This is a genomic window from Pseudoalteromonas galatheae (genome assembly GCF_005886105.2).
GTDB lineage: Bacteria > Pseudomonadota > Gammaproteobacteria > Enterobacterales > Alteromonadaceae > Pseudoalteromonas > Pseudoalteromonas galatheae.
The window spans coordinates 2,345,399-2,363,606 of sequence record NZ_PNCO02000001.1; the positions used below are offsets into that span (position 1 = coordinate 2,345,399).

Below are 18,208 nucleotides of genomic sequence, written 5' to 3' on the forward strand. Positions count from 1 at the left end.
TTTTACTGAATACTACCTAGGCGTTCAAAACGAACACCAGTTGGAACCCACCCTGGCAAAATGCTGTCTGGGCCATTATCAAAATCAAAACTTAACCAAATAAATACCGCTCTTCCAACCAAGTTTTCATCAGGTACAAAACCCCACATACGGCTATCTTGGCTGTTATTACGGTTATCACCCATCGCAAAATAACTTCCCTCTGGTACAACCCACTCATCGCGGCGAGTACCTGGTTGTTGATAGTAGCGATCTGTTAACTCTAACACTTCAGGATTAATTAAAATATCATGTTCTACATTTGGCAAATGCTCTGTTAGACGCACTAACTGCATTGGGCCTTGCGTAAATTCGTCACGATTTACAATGTCTACATCAATCTTGTTATATTCGCCACACGTTAAGCCATTCGCTTCGCTCTGCCCGTCTTCACACTTAGGCTTAATGTAAAGCTGACGATTGCGATAAACAATGTGGTCACCCGGTAAACCAACAATACGCTTGATGAAATCAATACGCTCGTCTAGCGGAAACTTGAACACTGCAATATCACCGCGCTCTGGAGTGCCCGTTTCGACGATTTTGCTGCGCCACACAGGGTCTTTAATCCCGTAAGCATATTTTTCCACTAGAATAAAATCGCCATCCAATAAGGTTGGCATCATTGAGCCTGATGGAATTTGAAACGGTTCAAAAATAAACGAACGGAAAATTGTGATTGCGGCAATCATAGGAAAAATAGATTTCGCGTTTTCAACAATGGCAGGTTCAGGTGCTATTTCCGCTATGATGTCGGCATCTAACTGAGTGTCAGACGCACCTTGCGCAATAGCAAGCCTAGCTTGTCTTTTCGGTGCATACACCAAATGATCGATCAACCAAATAAGGCCAGAACCGACCGTGAGTAGCACCAATAAAATTGAAAAATAACCTGCCATTTGTATTTCCTGTTACTTACCTACTTTCAATATTGCTAAGAATGCGTCTTGTGGCACTTCAACGTTACCAAGTTGCTTCATACGCTTCTTACCTTCTTTTTGCTTTTGCAGTAGCTTTTTCTTACGGCTCACGTCACCACCATAACATTTTGCGATTACGTTTTTACGTAACTGCTTAACTGTACTACGCGCAATAACGTGATTACCAATTGCAGCTTGAATAGCAATATCAAACATTTGGCGAGGGATCAATTCTCGCAGCGCTTCAGCTAACTGACGGCCACGTGTTTGTGAACCATCGCGGTGAACAATTATTGCAAGCGCATCAACGCGATCGCCATTGATCAGAATATCAACACGCACCATGTCTGATGCTTCAAAACGCTTGAAGTTGTAGTCAAGTGATGCAAAGCCTCGGCTGGTCGACTTCAGCTTATCAAAGAAGTCCATCACTACTTCTGACATTGGCAATTCATAGGTTAACGCTACTTGCTTACCGTGATAGGTCATCTTGGTTTGCACACCACGTTTTTCAACACACAGCGTAATAACGTTACCTAAATATTCTTGAGGAACGAGAATATTTGCTTCAACAATTGGTTCGCGAATTTCAATAATGTCGTTTACTGGAGGTAAATCCGATGGATTATCGATTTTCACCACACCGTGCTTAGTTTCTACTTCATAGATTACCGTTGGTGCCGTGGTAATAAGATCCATATCATATTCACGTTCAAGGCGTTCTTGAATGATCTCCATATGAAGCATACCAAGGAAGCCACAACGGAAACCAAAACCCAGTGCCGTCGAGTTTTCAGGCTCGAAAAATAATGATGCATCGTTTAGGCTTAATTTATTCAGTGCATCGCGGAAGTTTTCATAATCATCAGATGAAATTGGGAACATTCCCGCATATACCTGAGGTTTTACCTTCTGGAAACCAGGCAAACGGTCTGTTGCGGAATCGCGAGCCATAGTAATGGTATCACCAACAGGTGCGCCATGGATGTCTTTGATACCTGCGATAACAAAACCTACTTCACCCGTTTTCAACACTCCGGTATTGGTCTGCTTTGGTGTAAAGATACCAACCTTGTCTACTTGGTGAGCTTGCTCTGTAGACATAATCTTGATCTTCTCACCCGCTCTCAATTCACCGTTTTTAATACGCACCAATGAAACTACGCCTTGGTACGGGTCAAACCATGAATCGATAATCAGTGCTTGTAGTGGCGCATTTGGCTCACCTTCTGGCGGCGGAATATCACGTACGATCACTTCAAGTACTTCATCAATGCCGATACCTGTTTTAGCGCTACAACGCACCGCTTCTAATGCTTCAATACCGACGATATCTTCAATTTCTTCTGCTACGCGAAGCGGATCGGCCTGTGGTAAGTCAATTTTGTTCAAAACTGGAATAACTTCCAAGTCCATCTCAAGTGCTGTGTAACAGTTCGCTAGCGTTTGTGCTTCAACACCTTGACCTGCGTCAACCACTAATAGCGCACCTTCACAAGCGGCAAGAGAGCGCGAAACTTCATAAGTGAAGTCAACGTGTCCTGGAGTGTCGATAAAGTTTAGCTGATACGTTTCGCCATCTTTTGCTTGGTAGTTAAGTGTTACACTCTGTGCTTTGATGGTAATGCCACGCTCACGTTCGATGTCCATCGAATCCAGTACCTGCTGCTGCATTTCGCGGTCTGTTAAACCTCCACAAACTTGGATTAAGCGGTCTGATAGCGTCGATTTTCCATGGTCAATGTGGGCAATAATAGAAAAGTTACGGATATGCTTCATATACTGGATTCAATACTTCTGTTAGTCACAAATAGAGATTAAGGGCTCGATTTTACATTTTATTTAGTACAATCACCATCTATTTGCGTTATTGGTAGGCTAATTGGGTAAATTTTTATCACTTTTACCTGATGTTTGAGCTTATCCCCTTGAACTCTGGCGAAAAATAAACCTAATGCTGCACTCATAAATGCGAAGAGGATCTGTAAAGGTTCATTAAGACCCAGCACGAGGGCTGCGATAAACATGCCGGCAAAAGCAAAAAGTAATGGCATCATGTAAACATAAAACGCATGTTTCACCACATTAGAGTCGTCTAATGCCAACTTAATTTTTTGGCCAATTTCGACAGGTTCCGTCAAATCTACACGGAATTGTTTTTTGTGGGTGCCAAAGAGTTTGGCGAATACTTGGGAGCCGCATTTGCCATTACAGCCTTCACAAGCGAGTTTTGGCTGTGCTTCTAAAAAGACAGTTGCGCCTTTTATAGCGGCAACTGTCAGAGTTTGTTCTATCATAAAGGTCTTTTCACAGACTCAGCGATTGCTTTTGCGGTCATTGCTGGAATATTTCCAACTACAGATACATCAAATGCACCTGTGTTGTGTACGTACACTGTTGTCGCACCTGACGAGAGCGCGCCACTTGGGCGCTGACCCGGTAAAGGACGTTGTACAAATACCGAAATATCAACAAGGCCGTCAGAAAACAAGTAGTAGTCTGCCAGCTCATTGTTTAAATCTAACTTATGTCTGTCGGATTTTAGCAGCTCAAAGCCTTGAGGTAACCAACCAATTTGCCAGTTGTTTTTTGTGCCGTTCTCAAGGGTCTTTAATAACCCTGAAACAGCTTCAGGAAACTGCTTTTGTGACAGTTCTAACAATTGCTCAGCTGGGGCTTCTGTCACGCTGATATGGGTAAGCTGAAGCTGTTCTAGTAACTCGCCTTGTTGGTTTACATAAGCGGATTTTAGTAACAGAGATGACTCTGTATCGATCCACAACCAGTAGTTGTACTTAGCGTCGTCCTTTGCTTCTAGTCTGACAAGCTGAGCAGGTCTATCAACAATCCGACCTTTGCCACCTAAGACAAAATCATAGCTTTCTTTGAGGCTGTCGATATTTTTGAATAAAACTTCGGGAATAGGACCTGCTATCGAGTCTGTTTGGATGGTGTAAGGCTCTGACTTTGGCTCAAAATAAGTCACTTTGTCACCAACGCGTATCATTTCAAGACCAGCACCATTGAGCAAACTTAAAAGCTCAAATTCAGTTCCGTTTTGGTTGCCATGAAGCCAACGGTAAGGCTCCATAGATTTTCCTTTCACCACCACAAACGACGCATCAAAATTTCTTTGATGCACCGCCTCGGCCATATCTTTTAGCAGTTGCTTGGCTGATACGCTTTCATTTGCCCACAGCCAACTAGAGAAAAATACACTTACTACAACTAACAGTGCTCTCATTTATTGCTCTTTTTCCTCTTGCTTTTCAGCGGTGTTGTTTTCACCAGATTGCTGCAGCGCATACGCCATGCGAGATTGTCTTTGGTGCTCTAAAACCAATGCACCAATGCGCTGTTGCTGTAACTCTCTAATGCCTTTAGCCGCTGATTCAAGCGCAGGCTCAGTTGATAAGCTCACAGGAGAAACACCTCCGGCAAAAGGAGTAGATTGTAACTGTAACGTCTCACCTGCAGGTATAGTTGCGTCTGTACTTAACGTATTAACACCTAGTACAGCGAATAGCGACACGCTTGCTGCAATAGCTACTTGTGCAAATGGCTTACGCCAAGCGCTTAGCTCAATCACATTGCTCTTAGGCGTCGTTTCTTTCACTTGCTCGGACGGCTCACTATATGTTTGCTCTTGTTCAAGTGCCGCTGCAAAGCTGCTGGTGATATCGATGCAAGGTGTGTCTTGCTTTTGACTACGCATTACATCACCAATCAAGGCATACCGAGCAAACTTTTGTTCGTCTAAACGAACATCAGTTTCAGCGTTGAGTGACAGATCACCGTCAAAGATTTGCGATGTCATTAAATCTTCTGTCACTTGTTTTTCAGCTTGTGCCATATTAAGACTCACCTATTAATGGGTTCAAATTGTTATCTATCGCTTCCCTTGCGCGAAAAATTCTCGAACGAACTGTACCAACCGGACAATCCATAATGACAGCTATTTCTTCGTAGCTCATGCCTTCAATTTCACGCAAAGTAATTGCGGTTTTTAAGTCATCAGGCAAGCGCTCGATAGTTTTGAAAATCACTGCTTTCACTTCGTCGCTTAACAATAGATTTTCCGGTGAAGCATTCGATCTTAATTGGTCTGCACCATCATAAAACTCTGCTTCTTCCGCATCTACGTCGTTTGCTGGCGGCTTTCGACCGAGCGCCACCAAATAATTTTTTGAACAGTTAACCGCGATTCTATACAACCAAGTATAAAATGCGCTCTCGCCCCTAAAGTTAGGTAACGCTCGATAAGCTTTAATGAACGTTTCCTGTGCCACATCTGCCACATCGCCTTGATTCGCTACATAACGAGAAATCAGCGCTGCGACTTTGTTTTGATACTTGGCAACTAACAGGTTGAATGCGTTTTTATCTCCCTGTTGAACGCGTTTAACTATATCTAGATCTAAATCCTGCTCGCTCATTCGAGCCGGTACTCCTCTTTTTGCTTTTCTAAATCGTATCTAGTTGCCATCATTCACAGCTACTCTGACTTAGTACTGAATAAAAAGTTCTGTTTTTTTGTATTTTTTTTTAAAATAAACGAATTCATCCATCTTTGCGTACTATTTCTTGGCTGCTTTTTAGCATTATTCCATTAGCAGTCACACAAAATGTTCTAAATGATTCTCATTAAACGGAACAAACTCTCTGCCTTCTATGATAGCAGATGTGGTATAAATAGCAGAATTAAACGCAAAAACAGTAAAGATCTTCGAATATGAAAAATACGACTCACCACAATACTGATGTAGTCATTATTGGCAGTGGCGCTGCAGGGCTCTCTCTTGCGCTCTCTTTAGCAAACCACTGTAAAGTTACTGTAATAAGCAAAGGAGCATTAAAAGAGGGTTCCACGCTTTATGCTCAAGGTGGCATTGCCGCAGTATTCGATAAGAAAAATGACAGTATTGAATCTCATGTCGAAGACACGCTTGCGGCGGGAGCTGGTTTATGTGACCGCGATGCGGTGCACTATACCGCATCAAATGCAAAAAATTGCTTGAAGTGGCTGATTGAACAAGGCGTACCATTTGATATGGAAGTGGATAGCAAAGGCAAAGAACGTTTTCATTTAACCCGCGAAGGTGGGCATTCACATCGCCGTATATTGCACGCAGCTGATGCAACAGGTAAAGCCGTTCAAACCACATTAATTAGCCAAGTACAGTTACACCCAAAAATTAATATACTAGAGCAATACAATGCTATCGATCTCATTAAAGATAAACATGGTGACTCCGGCGATATTAAAGGTGTTTACGTCTACAATCGCAAAGCAGATAGAGTTGAGAGTATCTCGGCCAAGTTTGTCGCTTTAGCGACTGGCGGCGCAAGTAAAGTTTACTTATATACCTCAAATCCAGATGTTTCTTCTGGTGACGGCATCGCAATGGCGTGGCGCGCGGGTTGCCGGGTAGCAAACATGGAGTTTAACCAATTTCACCCGACCAGCTTATACCATCCTGAGCTACAAAACTTTTTAATAACCGAAGCCATGCGTGGTGAAGGCGCTCTGCTTAAACGTCCTGACGGCACACGTTTTATGCCTGATTTCGATGAGCGCGAAGAGCTCGCCCCTCGCGATGTAGTCGCCCGTGCCATTGACTATGAGATGAAACGATTGGGTGCAAATTGTGTCTATCTGGATATCTCTCATAAAGACAAAGAGTTCATCATTGAGCATTTCCCTACGATTTATGCTAAGTGCTTAAGTGTTGGTTTGGATATCACTAAAGAGCCAATCCCCGTAGTACCGGCGGCGCATTATACTTGCGGTGGTGTGATGACTGACTTTAACGGTCGTACTGACATCGACAATCTATATGCAATCGGCGAAGTGGCTTACACAGGTCTACATGGCGCAAACCGCATGGCGAGTAACTCATTATTAGAATGCATTGTGTTTGCTCACGCTGCCGCAAAAGATATTTTAGCTAAAATTGATAAACGTCCTGAGCCATCTACGTTACCAGATTGGGACGAAAGCCGTGTCAGCGACTCGGATGAAGAAGTTGTGATCACCCACAATTGGCATGAACTTAGATTGTTTATGTGGGATTATGTTGGCATTGTTCGCTCAACTAAACGGTTAGAACGTGCGCTACGCCGTGTTGAGTTATTGCAGCAAGAGATCCACGATTATTATGCCAACTTTAGAGTAAGTAACAACCTGCTTGAATTACGTAACTTAGTACAAGTAGCTGAACTTATTATTCGCAGCGCGTTAGAACGTAAAGAAAGTCGCGGACTTCACTACACCATTGACTTCCCAGACATGGCTGAAAACCCCACCCCCACCGTTTTGTCACCGACAAAATAATAATATTTGAATGTAGAGCATGTGCTGATTTTTATCGCCATGCTCTCTTCATGTTTTTAATTCGCTTGAAGTGCAGTGCGACAAAGTAAACGCCAGTCCGCTTCAGGTATTGCCCGCCGAGTCAAAAATATTTGCTGCTTAGCTTGGTTCGAAGCCATGATTTTTAGCGCAATTTGACTGTCAAACCATATGGTGGCACCAATAAGCTGCCCTTTGAAATTTATCGTTTGCGACTGTATTTCAACAAAGTTTTCCTTCGGGAGCATGAGTACAGTACCCTCCCTTGGCGTACGAGATAGAACTGTTCGCCAACTGCAATAACCAGTAACGGCAGACACGATTGCGACTAACCACGACAGCATCGGAAACAGTAGAAAAAGGATAAAAGCGAGACAAGAAAAAAGAACCACAAAGAAGGTGTGGTTCTGAAGATTGTGTTGAAAGTCGATTCTATACGCGGATCCGATCAAGGATTAACTTCACCATACGTTTTAGCTCTGGATCTGGACATTCTTCATGACCCATAAACCAAGCAAATAAATCTGGATCCTCACAGGTAACTAGACGCTGAAACACGTACTTACCTTCGTCGGAAAGCGCGTCATAAGCCTGCTCAACAAACGGCCCCAAAATAACGTCCAGCTCTAACATGCCACGACGGCAAGCCCATTTAACTCGAGCTTTAGGCAGTAACTCAACCATAAACTGATTAACCCCTCATAAACTATTGAGAAAATTATACCCACTGCGCAGGACATATGCCATAAAACTTATAGAAATGGCACATTGAAATCACCCGTCCCTATCTCCACTTATGATTTTACGGTAACATTACGAAAACACTTTAATAGGGATCAACATTATGTCAATTGCTCGTGCTTATTCGCTTCCGTTCAAAGTTATTCGCATTTCAGGACAAGATAAACTTAGCTATTTGCACGGTCAGGTTACTCAAGACATCAACCTTATCAAAGAAGATAATTTTATGTGGTCTGGGCATTGCAGTCCTAAAGGCAAGCTTTGGTCTGTGTCGCGCTTAACTCAATATCAAGGCGACTATTTGATGCTTGCAGGTGTTGCTGAAGCTGAAGCATCACTTCGTGAGCTAAAAAAGTACGGCGTTTTTGCTAAAGTTGATATAGATTTTGCTGACTGCCAAGTCTTTGGCTTAATCACTCAAGACAGTGAAGCGCTTGTCAAAGCTTTTGGTGTTGAGCTTTCGTCTGACGCAAGTGCTGTTGATGTTACCAACGGCAAACTGTTAAAACTCACAGACGAGCGCTTTGCTTTCATCGCGTTCGAAGGCGCAAGTTTACCCGCGGACGTAGAACAACAAAGCAATCCAGCTCCCTTTATTGCGGCCAGCATTTTAGCAGGAGAGCCAAGTCTTGATGCTGATCACGTGGATGAATTTGTGCCACAAATGGTTAACCTTCAAGCCCTTAAGGGGATCAGCTTTAAGAAAGGTTGCTATACTGGTCAAGAAACCGTAGCTCGAATGCGCTATCTTGGTAAAAACAAACGTGCTATGTACATAGTGACAGGCAACACTGCAGAGCACATTGAGGAAGCTGACATTGAACTGCAGATTGAAGACAACTGGCGCCGTGGTGGCAAAGTTATTCAACAAACCTTTGATGCTAACAGCGGCCGTTATTACGCGCTGGCTGTGATGCCAAATGACACACCACAAGACGCGGTGCTAAGAGCAAAAAATTCACCAGAGGTGAGCCTTACTATTCAACCTCTACCTTATTCTTTAGAAGACAACTAACGGGATCTTATATGATTATTGGCCCTAACTCGGTAGTGACAATCCACTACTCAGTTCAAGACAAAGACAACAATACGATTGATAGCACATTTGATGATGAGCCAGTGATAGCGATGCTTGGCTCAGGCTATCTGATCCCAGGTCTTGATGATGCCCTACAAGGCAAACAAGCTGGTGACACTTTCAGCGTGACCATAGAGCCACAAGAAGGCTATGGTGAACGCTTTGACGAACTGACTCAGGCGGTTCCTAAATCTATGTTTGAAGGCATGGAAATCGAAGTGGGTATGCAATTTAGAGCTACCACCGACGAAGGCGACCAAATCGTTGTGATCATCGGTATCGAAGATGAAGAAGTCATTGTTGACGCGAATCACCCACTTTCTGGGATCACACTGAATTTTGACGTTGAAGTGCTTGAAGTACGTGAAGCGACAGCTGAAGAAGTTACCCACGGCCATGTTCATGGCGAAGGTGGTTGTGGCCACGACCACTAAGAATTAGTCGAACGACCAATAGAAAGCGCTGATCATTCAGCGCTTTTTTCTTGTTTAAGTTTACTTTCCATAGCCGAAACCAAATTTTCTTGATCATTGGTGCCTAAACGATATTTAGTTCCGTCCTTCATCACCACTTCAAGCGCCTTAAACCCAGCAACTGTGTATACCCAACCATCTGTACTGATCCGCATGCCAATGCCATGGCGTAAAGAATTAGTCACAGGTTGAACATAGTCGATATCGTCAAACTTTAAGGTCATTTTAGCGACTGAAGGTCCAAACCACCAGCTTAACGTTTGTTGCTCTTGGTTCACTTGAATAGTTAAACCATAAAAGATAAAGGCAACAATCGCTAGGATCACCAAAAAGCTAACAAAAGCGAGATTGCTACCTGTTAGAAAAATTGCCAATACGGTAAAACTGGCGATAAAGGCTAGAAACAACCATATAACCCATGCAAATTGTGTATTTTTATACATCGATAGTCTTCTTTAATCAAAGCTGTAAACTAATGTAGCACCAAGCTCGGTGTCTACTTTTTCTTTTTCATCTTCTGGCTGCGAGTTATAACGGTAAATAAACGCAAATTTCAACGCAATACCGCCTATCACTTGTGTTACTAGTGCAGATTCGGCAAACAGTCTCGAGTTTAAACCTGATAGTGAGCGCTCAAAACTGATATCTTGATTAAAGCGGGTGCGCTTTGAAACGTTTCTTTCCCATTGCAATGCCATTCGCAAAAGCTGGCCTTTTTCCGTTCTATCCTCTTCCGCTTCAAGCTCGACTTCATTATCCAGACGGGAGATGGACATACCTGGACCTATGTCAATATCTACCGTGTTCTTTCGTCCTTCGTATACACGGTTGCCATAACCTAGCGCAAATGTCGTGGTGTATTCCTTGCCATTGAATCTATCACGCTCGTAGTCACCATACATAAAGAACGAGGCGTTATCATCCCCTAACTTGTAGTTCCCTTGCGCTGAGCCAAAGTAACGCGACGCTGAGACATCTTCGACATCCGCTTCCGTATCCTGCTCGCGGCGATAAAGGCCATTAAATTTAAATTGATTACGCCACTTGGGGAAATCTTGGTAAAGATTACTTTTAAACTTAAATGACGTATTTTGCGTATTGCCTTTGTTGACGATAAAGCCAAATTCAACGTCACCGTAAAGCATTTCACCCTTGTGTTTTTGATGAATTTCATCATCGGGCATTTTGCCATATTCGTGAAAATCTTCGAATGGATCCGTAGCTTGGCTTGGTTGCGAAACCAAGCCAATTGCAAGTAAGGCGAAAGTTCTAAAAAATGGCACTGACAACTACTTTCCGGTTATTGCTTCCAAATGATATGACAAAACGGCGCATCTAAATCTCTGCTAATTAGAATTTTTGCGTACACCTGATCCGAGTCATCAAACTCGATACCAACCAGAACCTGAATGAAGTGTTCCGGTTCCGCTTCTTGTTCATACGCGGTTATGTTCGACCAACTATCATCCGGCTCACTTTCTTCAATGAAGCCACGATCTTCGCGATGTTCGTTGAACATATTAATATCGTGTTCTTCAAGATTATCAGGAGCCAACTCAAGGAAGATATCATATGCTTGGTGAGTGGCTTCTTCGATGCTACAAAGTCTTGCTGTCATGGACGCTAGCCTATTGTTTTAAAGTTGGCGCAATAATAGCAAAATGAGGTAAAACATAAATACATAGTCGCGATAATCAAACAGAAAATAACGCTAAATGACGAACAAATTATCGTTAAAAGTTGAATGTTACGTCGCTTTTAAGTTATTACTCTAAAACTATCGCATAAAACCGCAGGGAGCATCTCATCATGATTTTATTTTCCGAAGCAAACAACATCGCATTTGTGACCTTATCTCGACCAGAAAAACAAAACGCGCTGTCTGTTGAAATGTTTGTTGGTTTAGATAACGCGATAAAGAAAATTAGAAAAAATAAATCAATTAGAGCTGTTGTGATCCAAGGTGAAGGCGCACATTTTTGTGCAGGTCTAGATGTAAAAAGCGTGCTTAACAAACCTTCTGGGATCATCAAGCTACTTAAAAAGTGGTTACCCGGCAATGCTAACTTAGTACAAAGAGTCGTACTTGGCTGGCAAGCTTTGCCTGTTCCTGTTATAGCCAAGATCACGGGCAACTGTTTAGGTGGAGGCTGTCATATTGCATTAGGTGCAGATATTCGTTTAGCCGAAAGCAGTGCGCAGTTTGCCATTATGGAAGCCAAATGGGGACTTTGCCCTGATATGGGCGGCAGCTTGCTTTTGCCTACCACAATGAACAAGGATAAGGCACTGCTGATGACAATCCATGCACAGCGAATAGACGCCCTGCAAGCACTAAAGGATGGTCTCATTACCGAGCTCTGTGATGATGTTGACGCTAGACTCTCAGAACTACTCACTCAATTTACCGCTCGCTCGCCAGATGCCATTGCAGCAATAAAAAAAGTGTATAATCGAGCCTACAACCAACCTGCCCGTAAACTGCTATGGTTAGAAACTTGGTCACAAATCAAATTACTCGCGGCTAAAAATACCAAAATTGCAATGAAAAATGCCTCTCTAGCAGATGAGAATAAAAAGCCATTTTTGCCTCGCATGAAATGGTAACGCTTGATTGAATGCCTATTTGCCCAAAAGTATAATGGCCATCGCAATACGAAGGCGTACAATTAACCGTCAACATACATGCTAGAGCCACTGTAGCGCTGAGGATTTACATTTAATGGTACACAGAGCGAAGTTGATATTACGATTTGCACTAGGCTTTGCCATCATTTTGGCGTGCCTCTTCAGCGCTAAATGGATAATTCAGCTTAGTGATTTACAGATCCCAGCCGCCCTACTTGGCATGGTGTTTCTTGTTATACTCCTTGTAACAAAAGTCATTAAAGTAGAATGGTTAGCCCCCGCAGCTGAGCCCATTTTAAAATATATGGCGCTGTTTTTTATTCCAGCGGGAGTGGGCTTGGTAGAACATCTTAGTTTGTTTCAATCCCACTGGCTTATGCTACTGTTATTGCTAATTGGTGTACCAACAATAAGTCTTATATTGTTAAGCCCTATCGTTAAGAGCATCAAGTTTCGTGATTAATATGATTATGGCGTCAGCGCTCACCGTCCTGTTATTTTTTAGTGCTCGCAAACTATATCAGCGCATCTCCGTACCGATATTAAACCCTGTGCTGATCTGCATTTTGGCCATTTCGGCATGTCTGCTACTCACGAAATTTGACTACAAGGTATATCAACAAGCAACGCTACCAATTCATTACTTGTTAGAGCCAGCAGTAGTTGCACTCGCCTACCCCTTGTATAAACAATTTCACCAAATTAAACCGGTATTTTTTGCTCTATGCTTAACTAGTTGGTTGGGTGTTTCACTGTCTACGTTAAGCGCTTTTCTTATTTGCCAGTTTTTTGCAGCCGATCCGCAGCTTTCAGCTTCAATGGCGGCTCTGTCGGTTACAACACCAATCACCCTACTCATTAGTGATTATCTCGGGGGGATCCCCGCTATTGCAGCGATTATGGTGATATTGATTGGTGTATTTGGTGGTGTGTTTGGACTACATATTTTGCACTGGTGTAAAGTCGAACCTATGCAAGCGAAAGGCACAGCGCTTGGTGTTGTCTGCCATGCCATCGGCACAGCCACAGCGATAGAACATCATCCCTTGGCTGGTGCTTTTGCTTCAGCGGCGATGACAATTACCGCCATGATAACTGCACTTTGGGTGCCTTTGTTTTATCATTGGTTAGCTACTCTAATTTAATAACTCGGGATACGACTGTGATCAATCAAGAAATCGAGCAAATAGAACACTATTACAACATTATTCGAGAGTATCTGGTGACGTACAGCTTCCAACTACTCGCTGCGATATTCATTTTCCTTCTCGGTTTGTGGTTATCAAGAAAGCTGTCTAAAGCGACTGAAAACTTGATGCTAAAACACAATATCGATCCTGCTTTAACCAACTTTATTGGCAATGTGATCAAAGTGCTGATTATTGCCATGTTTGTGATTATTTCTCTTGGCAAGGTTGGCATCAGTATCACACCATTTGTCGCCGCCATCGGGGCTGCGTCTCTAGGTGCTGGTCTTGCGCTACAAGGGATGCTGGCAAACTACGGCGCAGGGCTTGCAATCATCGCTACCCGCCCATTTGTGATTGGCGATACCATCAGTATCAAAGGTGTTAACGGCCAAGTTAAAATGATTGAGCTTGGACATACCACGCTCATCAACGAAGACAAGGTAGAGATCACTATTCCCAATAAACATGTGGTGGGAGAAATTCTCCATAACTCGTTTGCAAACTCTCTGGTTAAAGGCGAGATAGGGATAGCCTATGATGCTGATCACCAAGGCGCATTAACACTTATCAATCAGGTACTCGCTGACAATACTAAAGTCAGTCAAGACCCTAAGCCTCAAGTCGGAATTGAGGAGTTTGCCGACAGCGCAGTGATATTGAGCTACCGCTACTGGGTGCCTACTACGTCACTTATCGAAACTAAATTAGAAGTGAATAAAGCGGTGTTTGCCGCGATTAAAAATGCGGAAATCGAGATTCCATTCCCGCAACGAGTGGTTAAAGTCATTCAGTGAGCAAACGGCTAGTACCCTAGCCGTTATTCTACCCTCAGTTTTCATCAGGCTTTTCCATAGAAAAGCCACTGCGCAAATGAAGATCGCGCTGTGGAAACGGGATCTCGATTTGATATTTTCGAAAGGCATCATCAATAGCCCAAAGGTAATCTGAAACCAGTGCTGTTGGCCGCTTTACCTGCTCAGGTTGCACCCAAACCCCTAACGTGAAATTCAAGCTACTATCACCAAACCCGGTCATCCATACCGTTGCTTCTCGCCCCGGCGTATTCAAGGTGTATTGGACATTTTTGGCCGCTTCCAATGCGGCACGCTTCACTTTCTCTTTGTCGCTACCGTAGGCTACTGAAAAAGGAATACGGAAACGACGATATTTGTCCGACATTGTCCAATTGGTAATTGTATTTGACACCATTTCCGAGTTTGGAATAAGCAGGTCGACGTTGTCATTTGTACGGATCCAAGTTGAGCGCATGTGAATGGCTATAACTTCCCCCACCACCCCGTTGGTCAGCTCAACAAAGTCCCCAACTTTGACGGTTTTCTCTAGCAGTAACACAAGGCCAGAAACAAAGTTATTCACGAGACCCTGTAGCCCCAAACCAATCCCAACGCCAAGTGCACTGGCCACAAGCGCCAGCTCAGTTATCTCAAAACCTAAGGCGGTCAGAGCAATAATAAGACCAATAAATAACACGATGTAGTGAATGATCCTGCCTATCACATAGGCGGAAGTATGCTGGATCACCCCTTGTCTTGAAGCGAGACGATTAAATGCTAGTCGCAGGATCTTAGAGATCACCAAAGTCGCAACGATCACAGCGATAAAGGAGAGTGCCTCTCCCACCTCTAGTGAAAATTTACCTAATGAAAATAGCTTTTGGTCAAGCCACGGAATATCTACGTCTATATCTATTGGTGCTTTTATCATGGTTCTATTTTTTGTTATCTCGTGAAGTTAAGTGTGTCTGCCATTTTTATTCATTACAAGTTTTTATATCTACTTTGCTCCTTCAAATTGAGCAAGTATTAAGAGTACTTAGTATTAGCTCTTCACTTGTGGATAAAAGGCAATAAAAAAGCCCTCACAGTGTTGTGAAGGCTTTTTTATTTTACATATACGCCATTTTTATTAAGCTTTACGCCAAGTCGTTTTACCCGCGCTATCTTCTAAAACAACGCCTAAGGCAGTTAGCGCATCACGCGCCTCATCCGCTGCGGCCCAATCTTTATTTTCGCGAGCGCTGCGACGCTTTTCAATCAATGCTTCGATTTGCGCTACTTCGTCGTCGTCTTGCTCACCTTGTAAGAAAGATTCAGGCTCTTGCTGTGCAATACCCAAGATTTCCGCCAGTTTCACAAGAATAAATGCGTGCTCACCAGCGGCTTTTGCGTCACTATCTTTTAAGCGGTTCACTTCTTTTGATAATTCAAAAATCACTGGCAGTGCTTCTGGCGTGTTGAAGTCGTCGTTCATTGCTGTCTCAAAACGTTCAGCGTAAGCATTACCTTTCAGTTCGACTTCCACTAGCTCAACGCCACGTAGCGCAGTGTAAATACGCTCAAGCGACGAACGTGCTTGTTCAAGGTTTTCTTGTGAGTAGTTTAGCTGGCTACGATAGTGACCATTGATCAAGAAATAGCGTACTGTTTCTCTATCAAAGGCTTTAAGCACTTCACGTACGGTAAAGAAATTGCCAAGAGACTTAGACATTTTCTCTTTGTTAACTTGTACCATGCCGGTGTGGATCCAAGTGTTCACATAACGGCCGTTATTTGCGCAGCAAGATTGGGCAATCTCATTTTCATGGTGCGGGAATTGCAGATCTGACCCCCCACCGTGAATATCAAAAAATTCACCCAAATGCTTTGAACTCATTGCGCTACATTCAATGTGCCAACCTGGACGACCTTCGCCCCACGGAGATTGCCATGCAGGCTCACCCGCTTTGGCTTTTTTCCACAATACAAAGTCGAGTGGATCATCTTTGTCTTGCGCTACTTCAACGCGCGCACCCGCTTGTAGCATTTCTAAATCTTGCTGAGATAACTGACCATATTGCTCAAACGTTGAGACATCAAACAATACATCCCCGTCTTTCGCAACGTAAGCATGGCCTTTTTCAATCAAGCGCGCGATCATCTCGATGATTTCGTCCATATGCCCTGTTACAGTCGGCTCAATATCCGCAGGTAACATGTTCAATGCGGTAAAGTCTTCATGCATGGCTTTAGTCATACGAACCGTTAGGTCATTAATCGACTCGTTGTTTTCCGCGGCGCGTTTAATGATTTTGTCATCCACGTCAGTAATATTACGCACATATGTGACGTCATAACCTAAATAACGTAAATAACGGTTCATAACGTCAAATGAAACATAAGTGCGTGCGTGTCCTACATGACAGAAATCATAGATAGTGATACCACACACGTACATATCAACCTTGCCTTCTTTGAGCGGTTTAAAAGGGGCTTTTTGGCGAGTGAGTGTGTTGAAAATCTGCAACATGTAGTTTTCTTCCTAAGTACGGTTCATTTTTTAACAAAAGTGCTTTTAATCATACCACCTGCATAGCAGCGCCTCTAGATTTTAATAACGAATTACAGCAGTTTTTTGATTTTTTACGCAGATTTTCAAGGAATGCTTTTTCACAAAAGCCCAGTTGATATAAAATAGGCTTTTATCATTCAACACGATGGACACTAACATGGTTGTTTTAGAAACAAATCACGGCGAAATCCGTATTAATCTTTTCGCTGACAAAGCGCCTGAAACGGTAGCTAACTTCCTAAACTACGTAAACAGCGAGTTTTATAACGGTACTATTTTCCACCGTGTAATCGACGGCTTTATGGTTCAAGGTGGCGGATTTGCATCAGGTATGGAACAAAAACCAGTTGAAGCACCGATCAAAAACGAAGCAAACAACGGTGTTGCAAACAAAGTGGGTACCCTAGCAATGGCACGTACGCCAGATCCACACTCTGCAACTGCACAATTTTTTATCAATGTTAACGACAATGACTTCCTTAACTTCTCTAGCGAAACATCGCAAGGTTGGGGTTACTGTGTATTCGGCGAAGTTGTTGAAGGCATGGACGTTGTAAATAAGATTAAAGGTGTTGCTACTGGTTCTTCTGGTTTCCACCAAGACGTACCGCTTGAAGATGTGATCATCGAAAAAGCATACGTTGCTGAGTAATATCCTACTTTTTATTCAAGGCCAGTATTTATGCTGGCCTTATTAGTTTTGAGGTCCCATGGGTAAAACCTATTTTATCGCCGACTTGCATTTAACCGAGCACCGCACTGATATCACCGACGCATTTTTCGCTTTTCTCGACCATCATATGACCGCTGATGTCGACGCTTTATATATTCTGGGTGATTTTTTTGAAGTGTGGATTGGAGACGATGAAAAAGACCCCTACGCCCTAAGTATTGCACAAAAACTGCGAAGCTTGAGTCACCTTGGCATTCAAGTATTTTTTATTCACGGTAACCGTGACTTTTTAATCAAACAAGCCTTTGCTGACGAATGCCAAATGACTTTGCTCCCTGAACAAGCGGTAATAGATCTATACGGCACACCGACGGTGATTTTGCACGGCGACGAGATGTGTACACAAGACGAAGCCTATCAAAAGTTTCGTAAGAAGAGCCGCGGTTGGTGGTGGCCAAGACTGATGCTTGCTATGCCACTTTGGTATCGTCGCAGAGTCGCTGCAAATGCAAGACGTAAGAGCATTGAAAACCAAAAAGGCAAGCCCCTCGAGATTTTAGATGTCACCGAAGAAGCGGTGGCAGACATGTTCGCAAAACATGGCGTAAACAATATGATCCACGGCCACACCCACAGACCAGAAGTGCACACCTACCAAGATGGCAAGGTACGTACTGTACTTGGCGATTGGTATTCACAAAGCTCATATATCGTCGTTGACGAAAGCGGTAAACAGCAGCTCCTTTGCCATCCTTTTGAATAAATG

22 protein-coding genes are annotated in these 18,208 nt (G+C 43.2%); 9 read left to right on the plus strand and 13 right to left on the minus strand.

From position 1 onward, the window contains the following. Positions 1-2 precede the first annotated feature (2 nt). Genes lepB through rpoE form a run of 6 tightly spaced genes read right to left on the minus strand, consistent with a single transcriptional unit; the run spans position 3 to position 5,395 of the window. Positions 3-938: a signal peptidase I gene (gene lepB, locus CWC29_RS10260; RefSeq protein WP_010371286.1), complete on the minus strand. Its 936-nt coding sequence runs from the start codon at positions 936-938 to the stop codon at positions 3-5. Positions 939-950: 12 nt separating this feature from the next. Then, positions 951-2,738, minus strand: coding sequence for a translation elongation factor 4 (gene lepA, locus CWC29_RS10265; RefSeq protein WP_128726445.1), 1,788 nt, complete (start codon positions 2,736-2,738; stop codon positions 951-953). Between the two features lie 59 nt (positions 2,739-2,797). Then, positions 2,798-3,256: a SoxR reducing system RseC family protein gene (locus CWC29_RS10270; RefSeq protein WP_138523149.1), complete on the minus strand. Its 459-nt coding sequence runs from the start codon at positions 3,254-3,256 to the stop codon at positions 2,798-2,800. Next, positions 3,253-4,203: a MucB/RseB C-terminal domain-containing protein gene (locus CWC29_RS10275; protein ID WP_128726443.1), complete on the minus strand. Its 951-nt coding sequence runs from the start codon at positions 4,201-4,203 to the stop codon at positions 3,253-3,255. Before CWC29_RS10275 ends, CWC29_RS10270 begins: the two co-directional genes overlap by 4 nt. Further along, positions 4,204-4,812, minus strand: coding sequence for a sigma-E factor negative regulatory protein (locus CWC29_RS10280; RefSeq protein WP_128726442.1), 609 nt, complete (start codon positions 4,810-4,812; stop codon positions 4,204-4,206). Position 4,813: 1 nt separating this feature from the next. Beyond that, complete coding sequence (gene rpoE / locus CWC29_RS10285; RefSeq protein WP_010371267.1) at positions 4,814-5,395, minus strand: RNA polymerase sigma factor RpoE; 582 nt, start codon at positions 5,393-5,395, stop codon at positions 4,814-4,816. 296 nt (positions 5,396-5,691) lie between these two features. On the opposite strand from rpoE, the gene nadB reads away from it, so the two are divergent. Further along, positions 5,692-7,293, plus strand: a complete 1,602-nt coding sequence (gene nadB, locus CWC29_RS10290) for an L-aspartate oxidase (protein ID WP_128726441.1) — start codon at positions 5,692-5,694, stop codon at positions 7,291-7,293. Positions 7,294-7,349: 56 nt separating this feature from the next. On the opposite strand, the gene CWC29_RS24095 is transcribed toward nadB, so the two are convergent. Together CWC29_RS24095 and CWC29_RS10300 are read right to left on the minus strand one after the other, a co-directional pair. After that, complete coding sequence (locus tag CWC29_RS24095) at positions 7,350-7,703, minus strand: protein YgfX (RefSeq protein ID WP_328820776.1); 354 nt, start codon at positions 7,701-7,703, stop codon at positions 7,350-7,352. Between the two features lie 40 nt (positions 7,704-7,743). Continuing rightward, on the minus strand, positions 7,744-7,995 hold the full coding sequence (locus tag CWC29_RS10300; RefSeq protein ID WP_128726439.1) for an FAD assembly factor SdhE: 252 nt from the start codon (positions 7,993-7,995) through the stop codon (positions 7,744-7,746). A gap of 160 nt (positions 7,996-8,155) precedes the next feature. On the opposite strand from CWC29_RS10300, the gene ygfZ reads away from it, so the two are divergent. Both ygfZ and CWC29_RS10310 read left to right on the plus strand, forming a co-directional pair. Beyond that, on the plus strand, positions 8,156-9,067 hold the full coding sequence (gene ygfZ / locus CWC29_RS10305; protein ID WP_138523153.1) for a CAF17-like 4Fe-4S cluster assembly/insertion protein YgfZ: 912 nt from the start codon (positions 8,156-8,158) through the stop codon (positions 9,065-9,067). 11 nt (positions 9,068-9,078) lie between these two features. Further along, positions 9,079-9,564: an FKBP-type peptidyl-prolyl cis-trans isomerase gene (locus CWC29_RS10310; RefSeq protein WP_138523155.1), complete on the plus strand. Its 486-nt coding sequence runs from the start codon at positions 9,079-9,081 to the stop codon at positions 9,562-9,564. A 32-nt stretch (positions 9,565-9,596) separates the two neighbouring features. Here the strand turns inward: CWC29_RS10310 and CWC29_RS10315 are convergent, their stop codons facing one another. From CWC29_RS10315 to CWC29_RS10325, 3 genes are read right to left on the minus strand one after another with little or no spacing between them, the layout of a single operon-like run. Next, positions 9,597-10,046 (minus strand): hypothetical protein, encoded by a 450-nt coding sequence (locus CWC29_RS10315; protein ID WP_138523157.1) that lies wholly within the window; start codon positions 10,044-10,046, stop codon positions 9,597-9,599. A gap of 12 nt (positions 10,047-10,058) precedes the next feature. After that, complete coding sequence (locus CWC29_RS10320; protein ID WP_128726436.1) at positions 10,059-10,886, minus strand: DUF481 domain-containing protein; 828 nt, start codon at positions 10,884-10,886, stop codon at positions 10,059-10,061. Positions 10,887-10,903: 17 nt separating this feature from the next. After that, on the minus strand, positions 10,904-11,221 hold the full coding sequence (locus CWC29_RS10325) for a DUF440 family protein (protein ID WP_128726435.1): 318 nt from the start codon (positions 11,219-11,221) through the stop codon (positions 10,904-10,906). A gap of 191 nt (positions 11,222-11,412) precedes the next feature. Between CWC29_RS10325 and CWC29_RS10330 the strand changes: the two genes are divergently transcribed. From CWC29_RS10330 to CWC29_RS10345, 4 genes are all read left to right on the plus strand, one after another. Next, positions 11,413-12,210, plus strand: a complete 798-nt coding sequence (locus CWC29_RS10330; RefSeq protein WP_138523158.1) for a crotonase/enoyl-CoA hydratase family protein — start codon at positions 11,413-11,415, stop codon at positions 12,208-12,210. A 115-nt stretch (positions 12,211-12,325) separates the two neighbouring features. Continuing rightward, positions 12,326-12,694, plus strand: a complete 369-nt coding sequence (locus CWC29_RS10335) for a CidA/LrgA family protein (RefSeq protein ID WP_138523159.1) — start codon at positions 12,326-12,328, stop codon at positions 12,692-12,694. Position 12,695: 1 nt separating this feature from the next. Then, on the plus strand, positions 12,696-13,376 hold the full coding sequence (locus CWC29_RS10340; protein ID WP_209319126.1) for an LrgB family protein: 681 nt from the start codon (positions 12,696-12,698) through the stop codon (positions 13,374-13,376). A gap of 17 nt (positions 13,377-13,393) precedes the next feature. After that, positions 13,394-14,215, plus strand: a complete 822-nt coding sequence (locus CWC29_RS10345) for a mechanosensitive ion channel domain-containing protein (protein WP_138523160.1) — start codon at positions 13,394-13,396, stop codon at positions 14,213-14,215. A 34-nt stretch (positions 14,216-14,249) separates the two neighbouring features. On the opposite strand, the gene CWC29_RS10350 is transcribed toward CWC29_RS10345, so the two are convergent. Both CWC29_RS10350 and cysS read right to left on the minus strand, forming a co-directional pair. Beyond that, positions 14,250-15,146, minus strand: a complete 897-nt coding sequence (locus CWC29_RS10350) for a mechanosensitive ion channel family protein (RefSeq protein ID WP_138523162.1) — start codon at positions 15,144-15,146, stop codon at positions 14,250-14,252. Positions 15,147-15,347: 201 nt separating this feature from the next. After that, positions 15,348-16,727 (minus strand): cysteine--tRNA ligase, encoded by a 1,380-nt coding sequence (gene cysS / locus CWC29_RS10355; RefSeq protein WP_138523164.1) that lies wholly within the window; start codon positions 16,725-16,727, stop codon positions 15,348-15,350. A 199-nt stretch (positions 16,728-16,926) separates the two neighbouring features. Here cysS and CWC29_RS10360 point away from each other — a divergent pair, with 199 nt between their 5' ends. Both CWC29_RS10360 and CWC29_RS10365 read left to right on the plus strand, forming a co-directional pair. Continuing rightward, positions 16,927-17,421, plus strand: coding sequence for a peptidylprolyl isomerase (locus CWC29_RS10360; RefSeq protein ID WP_010371206.1), 495 nt, complete (start codon positions 16,927-16,929; stop codon positions 17,419-17,421). A 58-nt stretch (positions 17,422-17,479) separates the two neighbouring features. After that, positions 17,480-18,205 carry a UDP-2,3-diacylglucosamine diphosphatase gene (locus CWC29_RS10365; RefSeq protein WP_138523166.1) on the plus strand — a complete coding sequence of 242 codons (726 nt, stop codon included), beginning with the start codon at positions 17,480-17,482 and terminating at the stop codon, positions 18,203-18,205. Positions 18,206-18,208 lie beyond the last annotated feature (3 nt).